Source organism: Paraburkholderia ribeironis, from assembly GCF_900019265.1.
In the GTDB taxonomy this organism is placed as follows: domain Bacteria; phylum Pseudomonadota; class Gammaproteobacteria; order Burkholderiales; family Burkholderiaceae; genus Paraburkholderia; species Paraburkholderia ribeironis.
This window is the reverse complement of record NZ_CYGX02000048.1, coordinates 55627-71677: the sequence shown is the minus strand read 5'-3', so window position 1 is coordinate 71677 and position 16051 is coordinate 55627. Positions and strand designations below refer to the sequence as shown.

Annotated in this window: 15 protein-coding genes; 7 read left to right on the top strand and 8 right to left on the bottom strand. The window is 63.7% G+C overall.

Annotation, left to right across the window (positions count from 1 at the left end):
* Positions 1-16: 16 nt before the first annotated feature.
* Positions 17-268, bottom strand: a complete 252-nt coding sequence (locus tag BN2475_RS22175; protein ID WP_094781637.1) for a hypothetical protein — start codon at positions 266-268, stop codon at positions 17-19.
* Positions 269-557: 289 nt separating this feature from the next.
* Between BN2475_RS22175 and BN2475_RS22170 the strand changes: the two genes are divergently transcribed.
* Positions 558-1073: a DUF6496 domain-containing protein gene (locus BN2475_RS22170; RefSeq protein ID WP_094781665.1), complete on the top strand. Its 516-nt coding sequence runs from the start codon at positions 558-560 to the stop codon at positions 1071-1073.
* A 162-nt stretch (positions 1074-1235) separates the two neighbouring features.
* Here the strand turns inward: BN2475_RS22170 and aptA are convergent, their stop codons facing one another.
* Positions 1236-2564 carry an omega-aminotransferase AptA gene (gene aptA / locus BN2475_RS22165; protein ID WP_094781636.1) on the bottom strand — a complete coding sequence of 443 codons (1329 nt, stop codon included), beginning with the start codon at positions 2562-2564 and terminating at the stop codon, positions 1236-1238.
* 315 nt (positions 2565-2879) lie between these two features.
* Between aptA and BN2475_RS22160 the strand changes: the two genes are divergently transcribed.
* A complete protein-coding gene (locus BN2475_RS22160; protein ID WP_094781635.1) occupies positions 2880-4295 on the top strand; it encodes an aminotransferase-like domain-containing protein in 1416 nt (471 codons plus the stop codon).
* A gap of 18 nt (positions 4296-4313) precedes the next feature.
* Here BN2475_RS22160 and BN2475_RS22155 read toward each other — a convergent pair whose 3' ends face one another.
* Entirely contained in the window at positions 4314-4937 is a 624-nt protein-coding gene (locus BN2475_RS22155) for a LysE family translocator (protein ID WP_094781634.1), read from the bottom strand.
* A gap of 542 nt (positions 4938-5479) precedes the next feature.
* On the opposite strand from BN2475_RS22155, the gene BN2475_RS22150 reads away from it, so the two are divergent.
* Positions 5480-6157 (top strand): hypothetical protein, encoded by a 678-nt coding sequence (locus tag BN2475_RS22150; RefSeq protein WP_094781633.1) that lies wholly within the window; start codon positions 5480-5482, stop codon positions 6155-6157.
* 183 nt (positions 6158-6340) lie between these two features.
* Here BN2475_RS22150 and BN2475_RS22145 read toward each other — a convergent pair whose 3' ends face one another.
* The gene (locus BN2475_RS22145; protein ID WP_094781632.1) at positions 6341-6988 is read right to left on the bottom strand and encodes a glutathione S-transferase family protein; all 648 of its coding nucleotides are present in this window, start codon (positions 6986-6988) and stop codon (positions 6341-6343) included.
* A gap of 49 nt (positions 6989-7037) precedes the next feature.
* Here BN2475_RS22145 and BN2475_RS36570 point away from each other — a divergent pair, with 49 nt between their 5' ends.
* Positions 7038-7250, top strand: coding sequence for a hypothetical protein (locus BN2475_RS36570; RefSeq protein ID WP_425435555.1), 213 nt, complete (start codon positions 7038-7040; stop codon positions 7248-7250).
* Positions 7251-7490: 240 nt separating this feature from the next.
* Positions 7491-8087, top strand: a complete 597-nt coding sequence (locus BN2475_RS22135; RefSeq protein WP_094781631.1) for a winged helix DNA-binding protein — start codon at positions 7491-7493, stop codon at positions 8085-8087.
* A gap of 50 nt (positions 8088-8137) precedes the next feature.
* Here the strand turns inward: BN2475_RS22135 and BN2475_RS22130 are convergent, their stop codons facing one another.
* Genes BN2475_RS22130 through BN2475_RS22115 form a run of 4 tightly spaced genes read right to left on the bottom strand, consistent with a single transcriptional unit; the run spans position 8138 to position 13319 of the window.
* The gene (locus tag BN2475_RS22130) at positions 8138-9535 is read right to left on the bottom strand and encodes an amidase (protein WP_094781630.1); all 1398 of its coding nucleotides are present in this window, start codon (positions 9533-9535) and stop codon (positions 8138-8140) included.
* A 31-nt stretch (positions 9536-9566) separates the two neighbouring features.
* Positions 9567-10892 (bottom strand): M20 family metallopeptidase, encoded by a 1326-nt coding sequence (locus BN2475_RS22125; RefSeq protein ID WP_094781629.1) that lies wholly within the window; start codon positions 10890-10892, stop codon positions 9567-9569.
* A gap of 30 nt (positions 10893-10922) precedes the next feature.
* On the bottom strand, positions 10923-11945 hold the full coding sequence (locus BN2475_RS22120) for an FAD-binding oxidoreductase (protein ID WP_094781628.1): 1023 nt from the start codon (positions 11943-11945) through the stop codon (positions 10923-10925).
* A 24-nt stretch (positions 11946-11969) separates the two neighbouring features.
* Positions 11970-13319, bottom strand: a complete 1350-nt coding sequence (locus tag BN2475_RS22115) for an aromatic ring-hydroxylating dioxygenase subunit alpha (RefSeq protein ID WP_094781627.1) — start codon at positions 13317-13319, stop codon at positions 11970-11972.
* Positions 13320-13796: 477 nt separating this feature from the next.
* Between BN2475_RS22115 and BN2475_RS22110 the strand changes: the two genes are divergently transcribed.
* The gene (locus BN2475_RS22110) at positions 13797-14867 is read left to right on the top strand and encodes a porin (protein ID WP_094781626.1); all 1071 of its coding nucleotides are present in this window, start codon (positions 13797-13799) and stop codon (positions 14865-14867) included.
* A gap of 60 nt (positions 14868-14927) precedes the next feature.
* Entirely contained in the window at positions 14928-16043 is a 1116-nt protein-coding gene (locus tag BN2475_RS22105) for an alcohol dehydrogenase catalytic domain-containing protein (RefSeq protein ID WP_218023712.1), read from the top strand.
* The last annotated feature ends 8 nt before the right edge of the window (positions 16044-16051 follow it).

The following is a 16051-nucleotide window of genomic DNA, read 5'->3' as shown; positions in this document are numbered from 1 at the left end:
CCGGCGCCGCGACCCGCTACTCCTCAGCGTCGTGCTCGATGACGAAACGCTTCAGATAAGCCAGCACGGCGGCTTCGATCGCACGATGATCCGCGGTGCTCTTGGAGCCCGCGTTCTCCTCGTCGCCGAACAGGGTGGAGGGCGCGTTGTGCACATCCACTTCCTGGCCTTCGCGAAAGATGCGAATCTCGTGAACGTCTTCGACGTATTCGGCGACCCAGTGCACGCCTTCGATATGCGCTCCTGCGCGAACGGTCGGTATCTTCATGGACGTCTCCCGTCAGGTCGGACTACGACGCCGACCCTTGCCAACACCATACGCCGTCCGGCTGACGGGCGCGAGCCCCGCTGACCGATTTGCCGAAGCGGCGCGGCGATGCGGGCAATAGCCGAATTTACGCCGGCGATCCGCGCGGGCCGCGCCATTGCGTGCGAGCGATGCGCAAGCGTGCAGCGGCCGGCCGATGGCGCTGCGCGACCGGATGCCGATGCGCCCGGCCACCCCGGCACGGACGTTGCTGCATGACATAGGCCACAGCCAAAACTGGAGGACGATCATGCCTGAACAGAAAACCCTCAAGCGTGCCGAGGCCGACAAACGCGCCGGCAAGGCACCCAGTACGCAGGCGGGAGAATTCGTCAAGGAACAGGTCGACAAGGTGCGCGCCGGCAAGCACGGCGTCAGGTCGGCCAAGCAGGCGATCGCCATCGGCCTGTCGGAAGCGCGACGCGCGGGCGTCGCCGTGAAGGCGCCCAAAAAAGGCACCACCAGCGAAGCGACCCGCAAGAAAGCGGAGAAGGACATCGCTGCCGGCCAACGCGGCGGCACGGCGAAGAAAACCGCGAGCAAGGAGTCGACTGCGAAGCGCTCACGCGCATCCACCAACGCACTGAAACGCGAGAGCCGCGCGGGCGCATCGGCTGCGGCCATGTCGACGCAGGCGAAGTCGGCGGCGGCCAAACGCCCGGCGGCGAGCCGTTCTGCGGCGGCGAAGAAGGCTGCCGCGACGAAGGGCGCTGCGGGGCGTTCTGCGGCGGCCAAGAAGGGAGCGCGCACACGCGCGCATCACTGAAGTTGGGTGCGTGCTGGGTGTATCGAGCGAGCGGAGCGTGTCTGACGTGCGGATTGGGCGGAATGCTCGTGTTCAAGGAAAGCCGCACGCGTTGACAGAAAGAAGAAGGCGGCGGCACGCCAACGCGTGCCGCCGCCTTCTCGCCGGCGTGTCGCCGCGTCGTTACTGCACGGTCGCCAGCACGTCGCCCACGGTCTTGAAGATATGCGCGATCTGCTCTTCATTGATGATGAGCGGCGGCGAAAACGCCAGGATGTCGCCCGTGAAGCGCATCAGCACGCCAGCCTCGAAGCATTTGACGAACGCTTCGTAGGCCCGCGCGCCCGGCGCGCCGTCGCGCGATTCGAGTTCCACGCCCGCGATCAAGCCGAGATTGCGCACGTCTTTCACGTGCTTCGCGCCCCGCAGCGAGTGGGCAGCGGCTTCGAAGGCCGGGGCCAGCGTGGCTGCGCGCTCGAACAGCCCTTCGCGGCGATACAGATCGAGCGTCGCGATAGCGGCGGCGGCCGCGGCCGGGTGGGCCGAATACGTGTAGCCGTGGAATAGCTCGATCGCGCCTTGCGCGCCGCTGTTGACGATCGTGTCGTGGATCGTGCGGCTGGCCGCCACCGCGCCCATCGGGATCGACGCGTTGTTGATCGCCTTCGCCATCGTGATCAGATCCGGCGTCACGCCGAAATACTCGCTCGCCGTGGCCTTGCCGATGCGGCCGAAACCGGTGATCACTTCGTCGAAAATCAGCAGGATGCCGTGCTTCGTGCAGATTTCGCGCAGCTTTTGCAGATAGCCTTGCGGCGGAATCAGCACACCCGTCGAGCCGGCCACCGGTTCGACGATCACCGCGGCGATGGTCGACGCGTCGTGCAGCGCGACGATGCGCTCCAGATCTTCCGCCAGATGCGCGCCCCAAGCGGGCTGACCCTTCGAAAACGCGTTGTGTTCGAGGCTATGCGTGTGCGGCAGATGATCGACGGCCGGCAGCAGTGCGCCGGAGAAGGTTTTGCGATTCGCCGCGATGCCGCCGACCGAGATGCCGCCGAAGCCCACGCCGTGATAGCCGCGCTCGCGGCCGATCAGGCGCGTGCGCTGCGCTTCGCCGCGCGAACGGTGGTACGCGAGCGCGATTTTCAGTGCGGTGTCGACCGATTCGGACCCTGAGTTCGTGAAGAAGATCCGGTCGAGGCCGGCCGGCATCAGCCCGGCGACTTTGGTGGCCGCTTCGAAGGCGAGCGGGTGGCCCATCTGGAAGGTCGGCGCGAAGTCGAGCGTAGACAGTTGCTGGGTGATCGCCGCGACGATCTCGTCACGGCCGTGGCCCGCGTTCACGCACCACAGACCCGCGCAGCCGTCGAGCACCTCGCGCCCGTCCGTGCTGCGGTAGTACATGCCCTTGGCCGATTCGAGCAGGCGTGGCGCGGCCTTGAATTGTCGGTTGGCCGTGAAGGGCATCCAGAAAGACGACAGGTCGTCGATGACGGGGCGCGAAGTCATGGGTATCTCCTCGAAGTGGCGTAGCGAAACTGTAGCGTTCGCGGTTTAATGGCGGCATAAACAGTTGACGTAGTGTGGTGCTAACTGTAATGGTGGATTCGCGCCAACTGTGTCGATGAACGCGCTGTCTGATCGGCGTGCTGACCGGCGCGGCGGTGCGTTCTGCGCTGTGCTGGACCGCGCAGTGCTGGACCGCGCAGTGCTGCTGCGGTGCTGCCGCAGTGCTGCCCACGTGCTGCCGCACTGCGGCATTACGCAGTGCCGTACGTATTTACAACCCGGCCGCGCGCAGCGGATTGCTTCTTCGTCACGACCATGATCGAACTGGAACTCGAACGCGACCGCCGCGCCGCCCCGACGCTCGTCGAGCAGGTGGTGCAAGGCTTTGCGCGCGCCATCGAGGCGCAATCGCTGCGCGCGGGCGCGCTGTTGCCGTCGGTACGGCAGCTCGCGCAGAGCCATGAGCTGAGCACCTTCACCGTCACCGAGGCGTACAACCGGCTGGTGTCGATGGGCCTCGTGGTTGCGCGGCGCGGCTCCGGCTACCGCGTCGCCGCACGCTCGCCGGCCACGCGCGTCGCCGCCACCGACTGGCAGCCGCCGAGCCTCACCGCGACCTGGCTGCTGTCCGACGTGTTCGCCGACCATTCGGTGCCGATCAAGGCGGGCGGCGGCTGGCTGCCGAACGAGTGGATCAACGAGACCGGCCTGCAACACGCGTTGCGCGCCACGAGCCGGGTGCCGGCGGCGCGGCTCGGCGACTACGGCCATCCGTACGGGTTCGCGCCGCTGCGCGAGCGGATCGCCGAGCAGCTCGACCGGCGCGGCCTGCCGGTCGACGTCTCGAATGTGCTGCTCACGCAGGGCGCGACCCAGGGACTGGATCTGATCGTGCGCACGCTGCTGCGCCCGGGCGATGCCGTGATCGTCGAGGACCCCGGCTATTGCAATCTGCTGCAGATCCTCAAGCTGGCGGGACTCGTCGTGCATGGCGTGCCGCGCACGACGGCGGGGGTCGATACGGACATGCTCGAAGCACTGGTCGAACAGCACAAGCCGAAGGCCATCTTCGTCAACACCACGCTGCAGAATCCGACCGGCGCGACCTTCGGCATGTCGGCGGCGTTCAGGTTGCTGCAGATCGCCGAGCGTCAGCGCACGTGGGTGATCGAAGACGATGTCAGCCGCGAACTTGCACCGGCGGGCGCGCCGCTTTTCGCCGCGATGGAAGGTTTGCAGCGCGTGCTCTACGTCGGCGGTTTTTCGAAGACGGTGACGCCGGCGCTACGCTGCGGCTACGTGGTCGCCGAGCGGGCGGTGCTGCGCGAACTGGCGCGCACGAAAATGGCGGTGGGCTTGACGTCGTCGGAAGCGATCGAGCGGATCGTCGACAAGGTGTTGGTCGAGGGGCGCTACGCGCGTCATGTCGAGGCGGTCAATGAGCGGCTCAAGCTCGCGCACGCGACGGTCGAGGAGCGGCTCGACGCGCTCGGCCTCGACGTGTTTTACCGGCCGCGGGCAGGTCTCTTTCTATGGGTGCGTCTGCCGATCGACGCACAGCGGGCCAGCGAAGTGGCGACGGCCGCGCTCGAGCACGGCATCTGGCTCGCTCCGGGCTCGTACTTCCGCCCGGACGATGCGCCGAGCGCGTGGTTCCGCTTCAACGTACCGTACTCGACCGATGACGCGCTGTGGCGCTTCATCGAGCGAGTCGGGCAGGGCAAGCTTTAGGAGACGTTGCAGGCTCGCTCAGCCCGGGTGGCCGAGCAGCTTCAGCACGATCGGATAGAGCGAAAACACCAGCAGTAATGCCATCGCCACGTTGAAGATGCGCAGCCGCTTCGGGTCCGACAGCACCTCGCGCATCGCCGTGCCGAAGCCCGCCCACAAACAGATGCACGGAAAGCCGATCACGTAGAAGATCACCGCCATCGCGACGGCGTTCATGCTGTAGCTTTCGCTCAGATGGATCGTGGTGGCGGCGGTCAACACCATCATCCATGCCTTCGGATTGACCCACTGGAACGCGATCGCCTCATGAAACCGCATGGGCCGGCGCTCGCCGTTCTTCACCTTCAACTCGCCCGACGTGCCGATTTTCCACGCGAGATACAGCAGGTAGGCGACGCTCGCGACTTCGAGCACCGTGTATAGCGCGGGGAAATGGACGAACGCTTCGCCGAGACCGATGCCGACCGACAGCATCAACAGCACGACGCCGGCGCTGATGCCGGAAACATGCGGCAGCGTGCGGCGAAAACCGAAGTTGACGCCGGAGGCCAGCAACATCGTGTTGTTCGGACCGGGCGTGATGGTGGTGACGAGCGCGAACAGCATGCCGGCGGGCAGCGCGCTGAGACTGAGGAAAGACATGGTCGGCTCCGGTGTCGGCGAAAGGGCAGTGGAGCACATTCTAGCGACGCTGGCCAGTACAGTACCTGTACGGTTTGTGAGATGGTGTCCGGTACGGGTGGCGGATGACTTGAATTCGGCCTTTGCCCCTTTGCCGCTTTGCCGATACTCAGACGTTGGTTCCCGTGAGGTCGTTGCAGGTCGTTTTCCTGGTGTTGACACTCGCCAGTGCGAACGTCGGGTGCCGCTGCATGTGGATGGGAAGTCTCGATCCGCAGCGGACCTTCAGGTTTGCGAAAAGCGGTCGTTCAACCTACTAGTCGAATAAGAAAGCCGAGATGAACACCACTGTGCTGAGCACTCCATATTGGATTAGTCATCCGTATCTTCAGATACCTAAATCAACGAAACACTCAAGTTTTTTGCCTTTCTGTCGTTTACCTGGCATGCGTCGTGTGCCACATCATTCACGCAGCATAATCGACACGGACGATTCCCGTGCCAGGCAAATCGAAATTTTGACTAGAACAAAACCTTAACCACTACTCTCCATCCGATCTGTAATGAAAAAGTACATCGCGATTTTCGCCACCGTAGGCACGCTTTTGACTTCCGGCTGCGCGACCGTTTCTACAATGTCACCGACGACGACAACGAGTTCCGTTGATACGACGAAAAACTCGTACGCCTTGATGACGGTGACATTAAAGAACGCGTATCACACCAGCTATCAGCCGAGCCCTATCGTGGTGAACCTGGAACGCGGAGCAGCAGACAGTCGCGCAGACCGATTGAATTTCAAGTTTGACGACCAGGCAGCAACTGCAGGCGACTCCGGCAACCACTATTTCATTCGACTTCCGCTGGCCCCAGGAAAATATGTGATGCGCGGAATCACGGGTCAAAGCGGTATATTCCCGTTCCACGGCATGTTCTTCGCACCGCTTCACGAGGTCGTCGAAGTCAAGCCGAATTCGATCGTATATCTTGGACATATCGACGCCACGGTCGTCGAACGCAAAGACGGTGAGTTGCGTGCAGGGCCGGTCATTCCGCTGATTGATCAGGCGGCGACTGGCTTTAGCGGCGGGACGTGGGACATCAGTGTGTCAGACCGGTTCGACAACGACGTTACGGCGTTCAAAAAAGACTTCCCCGCGCTGAGTAATGCGTCGATCGAGCGTGACGTCCTTCCCGCTTGGGACAAGCAAAAAGCGACTGAGTGGTGGGCTAACCACTGATCTTGATGGCGCACTTCGTCTCACGACCGAACGCCACGATCGTCTCGGGGGCGCATTCCATGCAAAAGGCATGAGGCGATCCTCCAGACGATCGGTGTTCGCGATAACTGCCATTCGACTTCCCCCACGGGATACCGCAACGAACGTTGCCGGATGACTTGCACGAGGCAATTCATGGTTGCGTTATGCAGTCGAATTGGACCAGTCCGTGAGGCCTTCGCGTGCATTTACCTCGATAAACGACGGTAGAGCACGAAGTCGCTGGATGTACATCGAAAGATGTTCCCAGGTTGTCGCCGGGCGCGGCATATTACGGGACCAGCGCATGAGCACCAAGGCCAAAAAGTCGACCGTGCTGAGCGCGTTCCCCACAAAGTAAGCTCGGCCGTCGCTGAGAAGTGCCTCCAGCCTGTCCCATGCTTGTTCGATCCGTTTCTGGGCAAGAGCTTTGACTGCATCGGCCCCGACTGGGTCACCGTCGATTCCAGCGTAGAACCAGTCGCGCATCGCGGGTAGCAGCGTGTTAGCAAGATAGATCATCAACTCCATCCACTCTGGACGATCGGCGCAGCCAGGGGATGGCGCCAAGGCAGTGGCGGGATGGCGCTCAGCCAGCAACATGAGTAAGGAAGCTGATTCGCTGCGAGGCACACCGTCGACCACAAGCGTCGGAACCCGCCCGGTGGGACTCAAACGTCGGTATTCAGCGGTGTGCTGTGCGCCTTTGTCGATGTCGACTAGCCGAGCCTCAAACGGAAGCCCTGTCTCAATCAGCATCCAATGGACTGCCATGCTTGCGGCACCCGGTGAATAGTAGAGGACGTAAGTCACCGACCAGCTCCTTAAATTCGATAGAAGTGAGACGCGGTTTCGTCGGATTGTGGACGAATCAGGCATCCATGTCGAATGTCTCAAATTGGCCTTTCCGCTCGGGCTGCAACGAACCGGCGCAGAGCGGCTGATCAATCTACTGTCCGACCACCACAGCCAGGCGGGCGCTGACGGTCATCATGCGGTGGTGCTCGAACCCTACGGATACCGATGGTATCGGGTTGGCGGCCTCGATTATCTGCTCAGGCGCAGTGAGCTCTAGCTACGCCATGCAAGTGGACGAGCCCGGAACAATGCGAGCCGGAGCGTGACACGCGACGGTTCCTGAAACCGCGCCCGCGCCTGAAATGATTGTTAAACTATCGATCGTTAATCAGTGGACGATCGATTTATATTGCCGGGCGGTTCCCGTTTGCACAAACCTTGTCGAGGTGCGCGAACGCCATATCCGACAAACGGAAGGGGACCGGCAGGTGGAACGTACAGTTATTCGGGTCGAGGAATGGAAGCAAAATTCTATCGCGGGTGGCACCTCGCAAAGTCGGACATGGAGTACCAGGCAACCGAATTCGAATGGTCGCTGATACGCTTTTACGAGGCGTTTTCGCGCTTCGTGCTGACCACCGGCATGATCACCATCGCGGCGGGCGTCGATATCAAGTATCAGGAGCACGTCATCCTGCATGTGATTCGCATGCAGGACCGGCCCAAGAACAGCGCGACGATCGCGCGGTTGATGAACCGGGACGACATTCCCAACATTCAATACAGCCTCAGAAAGCTCGAATCGGCCGGCTTGATCGAGAAGTGCAAGGACAAGAACAGCAAGACCTACTCCTACGTGGCGAGCGAGCTGGGCGTGAAGCTCACCGACGAGTATTACAAGGTCCGGCAGGAGATCCTCGTCAAGCGCCTCGAGGAAATCACCGACGTCCAGGACAAGTTCGAAAAGGGCGCGCGCTTCATGTCGCTCCTCACGGGCATCTACGAAGAGGCGGCGCGCGATTCCGCGACCATCACGCCGCAGACCGTAGAGGTGGAGCCCAAACCCAAGCCCAAGCCGGCTCGCAAGACGCCACGCAAGGCAGAGGAGAGCTGACGCCCGTCTTCTGCGGCGTCGCCTCCTGCGGCCCTGAGCGCGAGCGGACGTCAGTCCAGCGGCCGTGCGCGGTGCCAGTCCGTCGCGTGCTGGTAGGCCATGCCGGCGCGGCACAATACTGCCTCTGCGCCGTGCGCCGCCACGAACTGCAAGCCGATCGGCATTCCGCCCGCCGTGAATCCGCCGGGCAGCGCGATACTCGGGTGCCCGCTCGAGTTGAACGGCGCGGTGAACTGGATCAGCTGTGCGTTGAGCTCGGGGTCTTGCGCGAGTGCGCCGAGCTGTTCGTGCGTCGGCGCGGCGAACGGCTGAACGGGCGCGATCAGAAGATCGATGCCGCTCATCAGCTTGTTCACTTGTCCGCGGAACGCCGCGCGGTTGAGCAGGACCTCCTGATAGCGCATCGCACTGGTTTCCCGGCCGATTTCAATCAGGCGCGTGAGCGCGGGACCGTATTCAGCTGCAAGTCGCGGGTACGTTTGTGCGTGCGCGACGGCAACCTCGACGCCGCAGTTGGTCTCCCATTCGTCGACGACCGTGCGCACATGGGGAAACTTGACTTCGCGTAGCGTGGCGCCGAGGTCGGTAAGCGTCCTGAGCGCGCGATCGAGCGCTTCGACGATGACCGCGTCGGCGCCGGTGGTGCTCCACGCGTAGTCGATGCCGATCGTGAGTCCGCGCAGGTCGTGCGCCGTATCGGGCAACGACAGTTGCGCTTCGGGCAGCGAAGTCGGATCCAGCGGATCGTGGCCCGCGATGATGCCGAGAAGCAGCGTCGCGTCGGCGGCGCTGCGTGCCATCGGGCCCGCGTGATCGAGACTCGCGCCAAGTTGGAAAACGCCGTGGCGGCTCACGCGTCCCCATGTTGGCTTGATGCCCGTGAGCCCGTTCGCGGCGCAAGGGAAGCGGATGGAGCCGCCGGTGTCGGTGCCGAGCGAGGCGTAGCACAAGCCCGCGGCGGTCGCCACGCCGGAGCCGCTCGACGAGGCGCCCGCCCAATGGTTCGCGTGCCACGGATTGACGGGCGGCGTTACCGACGGATGATGCGTCGCGAACGCACCTTCGGTGAGCTGGAGCTTGCCGAGCACGATCGCGCCGGCTTCGCGCAGCCGCTTGACCGCCGTGGCATCTTCGCGGGGCACGAAGTCGCGGTGGACGGTCGTGCCGGCCGCCGTTGGCGCGCCTTCCACCCAATAGAGGTCCTTGATCGCAATCGGCACGCCATGCAGGGCCCCAAGCGGCTCGCCGGACAGCACTTGCCGCTCAGCTGCGGCGGCCTGTGCCAGCGCTTCTTCGCGCATGACGCGTGCGTAGCTGTGCAGCGTGGTGTCGAGTCGATCGATCCGCTCGAGGATCATGCGCGTGAGCTCGACCGGCGAGACTTCGCGCGTGCGGATCCGATGCGCAATCGCACCGGCGTCCAGATAATGCAGGTCTGAGTGTGTCATCGTGGCTTTCGTGGTTGGTGAGATTGCGCGGTCACAGGCCGACTTCTTCGCGCGTGCGCGTGAGCGTGTCGATCACCGCATACATGATCTTGTGCGCGCACGGCATGAGGTCGGGGATATAGGTGGCGCCCATGCCGCCCAGACCTTCCGCGAGCGGCTCCGGCGAGCCCGCGGCGGGCCACGGCCAGCCGATGCGCGCGGTCGGGATGCCAAAGCGGCGCAGCGCGGCGCCGTCGGTCTGTCCGCCGAGATAGTCGGGCGTCGGGTGGGCGCGCTGCTCGATGTGCTCCCAGCCGCGGCGCGCCGATTGCACGATCCAGTTCTCGGGCGACGTCGTGCCGCCCGGAACGGAGCCGTACATTTCCCAATCTAGATCGAAGTCGGGATGCCGTGCGCGCAGGTCCGCCACGAATTGCGCGAACTGCGCTTTCACCTCGCCGGGAGTGGTCCGTGGATTGATTCGGACATCGAAGAATATTTCGGTGACCGCGGAAGGAAACGCGGGGCGCTCGGGCCATCCGGCGCGAACGCCCGAAATCCAGCCGTGCGGCTTGACGACGCCCGACGTGTTGCGCTCGGCATAGTCGACCAGCCATTGTTCGAGTTCGAGGATCACGTGCGCGGCGGGAACCACGGAACTGCGAAAGCCCGGCGTGCCGCGCGGCACGCCCGCGTAACCGAGCGAGCCCTTGACCTTGAGCTTGAACCAGCCCATGCCCGGCTCTTCGTGATAGACCCAGTTCCACGGCTTCATGACGATGGCAAAGTCGGGCGCCACGCCGCGGCTCAGCAGATGCGTGACGCCCGCGGACATGCCCGCCTGGTCGCGCGCCGCGAGGTCCACCGGCATACCGCCGTCGGCCATCGCGACGATCAGGTCGCCCTTGAGCGGCACGCCCGCTTCGATCAGCGCCGTGGCGACTTCGGTCAGCGTGGCGATCATGCCTTTCGGGTTCGATGCGCCGAGCCCGAAGACCCAGTCGCCGTCCATGCGGGGCTTGGGCTTCAGGTCGACATAATCGGGCTCGCCGATCCACGGCTGATCGGTTTCGTCGCCTTCGAGGTGCGTGTCGATCGGCGAGTACAGCATCAGCGACGCGCCGCCGCCGCTGCCGCGCCGTTCGGCCACGACGTTGCCGGTCTGATCGTTCATCCGCCGATAGCTGGCGGTGAGGCCGGCGCGCGCCAGGTAATCCGCCATGAACTGGCTCGCCTCGCGTGCGGCGCCAGTCGGACTGTGGATGCCCGTCAGTTCGAACAGCAGTTTTTGCAGGCGCCGCGTGTCGAGTTTCGCGCAGGCGCGCTCGTACCACGCCTGCTGCTCGGTGGAAAACGGTAAAGGTGTCGTTGAAATCACGGGGCTCTCTCCGGATGTTTGCCGTACGGCTCAGTTCGACGGTGTGAACTGTTCGGCGTAAATGTTCTCCGGGCGCAGCCCGAAATTGGCGAGCCGTTGCGTGGCCGCTTCGATCATGCGCGGCGGGCCGCACAGGTAGGCAACGGCGTCGGCGTGCCCCACGTCGTCGTGACGGATCGCGTCGACGGGGTTGCCGCTCAGCAGGTCGCCGCTCGCGCCCTGATCCACCGAAATGCGGGTGGCGAGGCCTGGCAGCCAGTGCTGGCGCAACGCGATGTCGCCGAGACAGAACAACTGCTCGGGCGTCGCGCAGCCAAAGCTGAGCAGCACGGGCGGCTTGCGGCCCGGCTTGCGGCGGATCGTGTCGATCATCGAGAGAATCGGTGCGAGACCGGTGCCGCCCGCGATCATGATGTGCGGCGCCGGCACTTTCTCGCGCAGGAAGAAGTTGCCGAACGGCCCCTCGATTTCGAGCACGTCGTCGGGTTTGGCGGCGTGCTCCAGCCACGACGACATGACGCCATCCTCGAGCAGGCGCACGAGCAGCTCGATCTTCGGCAGGTCGGCGGCGGTGCTCGAGGGCGAGTAGCTGCGCGTGATGTCCGTGCCGGGCACGCGCACCTGGATGAACTGGCCGGGACGGAAATCGAACCACGACCCCTCGGCGAGTTCGAGCGTCACGCGCACGACGTTCGACGCGACCTTCTCGACGCTGTCGACGAAGGCATGCGCCTTCACGGCGCCCGCCGCGCCCGCGTCGCTTTCGTAGTTGAGCGTGAAGGTGCAGTCGGTTTCGGGTTCGGTCAGGCACAGCAGGCGGTCGCCGGCGTCGAACTCGCTGCGCAGCAGCGTCGAGCTCGCGCCGGCGCGCATGCCGGCCCGGCCCTCCACCAGCCGGCCCATGCAGCTCGAACACGAGCCGGAGCGGCACTGGTGAAGGACCGGAATGCCGGCGGCGAGCGCGGCATCGAGCACGCTCTCGCCCTGCTGCACGGCAACCGATGTCGCTTTCCCGTCGCGGAAATTGAAAGTGACGTTTCTAACGGAAGACATACGGATACCCTTGTGCTGCGTTGATCAATTCTCTGCTTCGATCTTGTCGACGAAGTAGGCGGGCTGCTTGCCTTCCGCGGTCTTCTTCATGCGGATGCTCGAAGCCTTGATCGCGCCGTCCACGCCGCGGCCGGGCTTCGCAATGCCGCGGTTCCAGCGCGAGGCGATCTTGCGCCACGTGATGGGCGAAACGTCGGTTGACACGAGTTGCTCGTTGTCCCAGCCGGTGCCGTCGGCGTAGAAGTCCTGCATCGCTTCGCGTGCGTACAGGTCACAGTTGTTGAAGCCGTGCAGGCACAGCGGCTTGAACATGTATTCGTAGCGGTAGCGATAGTCCTTGCGTTCCTTGTCGGTCTTGCAGACCTTGGCGAGCACTTCCCAGTACTCGTAGGTGTCGTCGGTGATCGGCACGTACCACTCGAACTGGACGACGTGCTCTTCAGGCCAGTTTTCCACCATGAGCACACCGGGCATGAACACCGAAGTCCGGTAGGGGCGAGCGTTCAGGTTCTCGACCTTGAGATCGACCTTCGGGTTCTCGAGAACCGGATTCCACTTCTCGGTGAAGAGCCATTGCACGAGACCCTTCGGGCCGTTTTCGTCCTCCACGGCCGCAATGCAATCGTCCGAGGTCGGCACGATGCCGAGCGGCAGCACCCAGTCCTTCGCGTGAATGATCGCGTTGTCCTTGTGCACGAGGATGTGCGCGTTGTCGAAGCCGTTTTCGCAGGCGATGCGCCAGTTCGCGTAGCCCGTGCGATGCATGCCGTAGGCGACGACGTCCTTGTCGAGCAGGCTCGGCGCCGAGGGCCACAGCGGATGCGGGAAGCGCTCGTCGTTCTCCGGAAAGCGGATCGGCAGATCGTGGGCGAGCGGCGGCACGTCTTCGTCCGGGAAATCGTCCTCGCGCACGAACACGAAGATCATGCCCGCGACTTCCTCGACCGGATAGGTCGTCACGCCGGTTGTGCCGACCAGCTTGTCGTCAGGGTTGCCGGCGATGGTGGCGAGCTTGCCGGTCTCCAGCTCGAACGTGAAGCCGTGATACCAGCAGCTGATGGTGTCCTTCGTCAGGCACATCGGCTTGGCCGACATGCGCACGCCGCGGTGAATGCACTGGTCCTTCAGCGCATAGATCTTGCCGTCCACGCGGCGCAGCACGATCGGAATCCCGCAGATCTGGATGCCCTCGACGGCATCTTCCGGCAGCTCGTTGCTGAACAGCGCCGGATACCAGTGGTTGATGAAACCCCACGCCGCATCCTTGTACGGCTGGTACTGGCTTTGAACCTTCGCGTCGTTGACGCGTGCATCGCTGATGTTGTTCAGTCGGGCGCCGCTGCTTCGCCGGCGGACGATGGGCGTATCGCTCATAGGGTATCTCCTGGTTTTTGATGGTCTCGCGTGCGCTGCGCGAGGCTTCGCGAGCGCTTTTGCTCCACAGGTTGACCCGGCCCGGCCCGCTCACCGGGACCATCGGATCCGACGCTGTGAGCGAAGACTACGAAAACTTAAATTGACAGTCAATTTATTTTCAATCAATCTTCGCTCAGTTATCAACGTGACATCTCTTGATCATTGTCACGACAAAGACGATTGGAGCCCGTCTGGAGCCGCTGCGCAGCGAGTGACGATTGCCACCGCATACGGCGCGTGTACCGGCTCCAGGGGTTTCCCTGGGCAAGTGCAGCGGCAAGCGACCCAGCATCGTCAAAAAATTAGAAATACTAAATAAATCAGGCGTTTGTACATGCTTTCAGCAACCCGGGCGCAGGGCCTTTCAAAGCCGTGCGGGCAAGCGCTGGCGAGTGAATCAAAGGCAGTTAAACGGAGGAGAGTGTGGTGAGAAGAATGCAAAAACTGGCAGTGCTCGGCGCTTTGATGCTGTCGGGCGCAGCGCATGCCCAGAGTAGCGTCGAGCTGTACGGCATCATCGATACGGGCGTGATGTACGTTTCGAACGTCGGCGGTCACAGCAACTGGCTCGCCGATCCGGGCACCGCAGCGCCGAACCTGTTCGGCTTGCGCGGCACCGAGGATCTGGGCGGCGGACTGAAGGCCGTCTTCAAGCTGGAAGGCATGTTCAGCCTGAACAACGGCGCGTCGGTCAACGGCCTGTTTGGCCACGAGACCTACGTGGGGTTGCGCGACGACCGCTGGGGCACGCTGACAGCGGGCAACCAGATCGACTTCATGTTCTATTCGCTGGTGGTCGATCGCTGGGGTCCGGCATTTCCCTTCGTGAGTTCGCTGAGCCTGCGGCAAGGCTCGTTTGCGGGGCTGAATATCCCGAACGGCCCGCCCGGCAACGGCTCATTCGACTTCGACCGCACGCTGGGCGCGCCGATCCCGAACTCGGTCAAGTACCTGAGCCCGACGATCGCCGGACTGCAGGTGGGCGCGCAATACAGCTTCGGCGGCCAGGCGGGATCGTTCGGCCAGAACAGCGGGCAGAGCTTCGGCGTCAACTATCACATCGGCACGGTTGCGCTCAACGGTGCCTACACCTATGTGAAGTATCCCGAGTTGAACCACGGTAACGACGGCATCCGCAACATGGGGGCTGGCGCATCGTGGGTCGTGGGACCGGCGGAACTGGCGGCCCTGTACACCAACACGGAGAACACGGAGAACGGCGCACGCGTGGCCGTGTACGAAGCCGACGTCACGTGGACTTTCTCGCCCTTCGTCCACGCGAATCTTGCGTATCAATTCATGAAGGGCAATGAGACGCTGAAGAACCAGAAAGCCCATCAGGAAACGCTGTCGGTGATGTATTCGCTGTCGAAGCGCACCAGCATTTACAGCGGTATCGCGTTGCAGCAGGCATCGGGCGGTCCCGCGTGGATCTCGCTCGTGCCCGGTCCGGCATCGGGCGGCAGTCAGGTCACCGGCAACATCGGCCTGCTGCATGTGTTTTGACGCGTGCCCGAGCGCACGCTTCGTCACTGTCAATCAAAAAACGCAAACTGGAGAGACAACATGACTGTACCGAACACCATGCGCGTCATGCGCGTTCATGAACCCGCCGGACGCTTCGTGCTGGACGAGATCGCGCGCCCGACGCTGCTTCGACCGACGGACGTGCTCGTCGATGTCAAAGCTTCCGGCGTCGTGCCGAACCTGCGGAACGTCATGAGCAACTATGGCGACCGCGCCTATCTCACGGTGCCCGACCTGCCCGCGATTTATGGGCTCGATGCGGCAGGCGTCGTGGCCGAAGTGGGCAGCGCGGTGACCGGCGTGGCCGTCGGCGATCGCGTCTATATCAATCCCGGCCGATCGTGCGGCTCGTGCCAGGCATGTCGTATCGGCGAGCCGATCAACTGTGAGGCGTTCACCTTCCAGGGCTACTTCGGCTTCGGCCCAAAATCGAAACGGATCTACGAGCAGTACCCGTATGGCGGCTTCAGCGAATTCGCCAGCGCGCCCGCGGATGGTCTCGTCAAGCTGCCCGACGCCGTCAGCTTCGAGCAGGCCGCGCGTTTCGGCTACCTCGGCACTGCCTATTCGGGCCTGCGCAAGGCGGGCGTGGGCGCTGGGCGCACGGTGCTGATCAGCGGCGCGACCGGCACGCTCGGACTCGGCGCGGTGCAGATCGCACGGGCAATGGGCGCCACGCGCATTCTTTGCGTCGCCCGCAACGAGGCGCTGCTCGCCCGCGTGCGCGCGCTCGACCCGCAGCGCATTCGTACGTTCTCCTACGGAAGCGGGTCGCTTGCCGACTGGGCGCATGCCCAGACCGATGGGCTTGGCGTGGACGCGGTCATCGATGCGATCGGGCCCGGCGCCTCGCATCAGGTCACGCTCGATTGCATCTCGTCGCTGCGGCGCGGCGGCAAGCTCGTGGAGGTGGGAGCGATGTCGGATCCGCTGCCGCTGAATCTCCATGAGCTGATGTGCGCGCAGGTGAGCGTGTTGGGCTCGCTCTGGTTCTCGGTCGCCGAGGGCCAGGATCTCGCGGAGATGGCCGCGGGCGGCACGCTTGACCTGAGCGTATTCGAACATCACCACTACACGCTCGAGCAGGCAAACGAGGCGCTCGCCGACGCGGAGAAGCGCGCGGGCGGCTTCGTCAACGTCGTCATCTTGCAGTGACCGGCGGC

Coding starts and splice junctions, on each gene's coding strand:
- BN2475_RS22175 (WP_094781637.1), bottom strand. CDS start 268: ATGAAGATACCGACCGTTCGCGCAGGAGCGCATATCGAAGGCGTGCAC.
- BN2475_RS22170 (WP_094781665.1), top strand. CDS start 558: ATGCCTGAACAGAAAACCCTCAAGCGTGCCGAGGCCGACAAACGCGCC.
- aptA (WP_094781636.1), bottom strand. CDS start 2,564: ATGACTTCGCGCCCCGTCATCGACGACCTGTCGTCTTTCTGGATGCCC.
- BN2475_RS22160 (WP_094781635.1), top strand. CDS start 2,880: ATGATCGAACTGGAACTCGAACGCGACCGCCGCGCCGCCCCGACGCTC.
- BN2475_RS22155 (WP_094781634.1), bottom strand. CDS start 4,937: ATGTCTTTCCTCAGTCTCAGCGCGCTGCCCGCCGGCATGCTGTTCGCG.
- BN2475_RS22150 (WP_094781633.1), top strand. CDS start 5,480: ATGAAAAAGTACATCGCGATTTTCGCCACCGTAGGCACGCTTTTGACT.
- BN2475_RS22135 (WP_094781631.1), top strand. CDS start 7,491: ATGGAAGCAAAATTCTATCGCGGGTGGCACCTCGCAAAGTCGGACATG.
- BN2475_RS22130 (WP_094781630.1), bottom strand. CDS start 9,535: ATGACACACTCAGACCTGCATTATCTGGACGCCGGTGCGATTGCGCAT.
- BN2475_RS22120 (WP_094781628.1), bottom strand. CDS start 11,945: ATGTCTTCCGTTAGAAACGTCACTTTCAATTTCCGCGACGGGAAAGCG.
- BN2475_RS22115 (WP_094781627.1), bottom strand. CDS start 13,319: ATGAGCGATACGCCCATCGTCCGCCGGCGAAGCAGCGGCGCCCGACTG.
- BN2475_RS22110 (WP_094781626.1), top strand. CDS start 13,797: ATGCAAAAACTGGCAGTGCTCGGCGCTTTGATGCTGTCGGGCGCAGCG.
- BN2475_RS22105 (WP_218023712.1), top strand. CDS start 14,928: ATGACTGTACCGAACACCATGCGCGTCATGCGCGTTCATGAACCCGCC.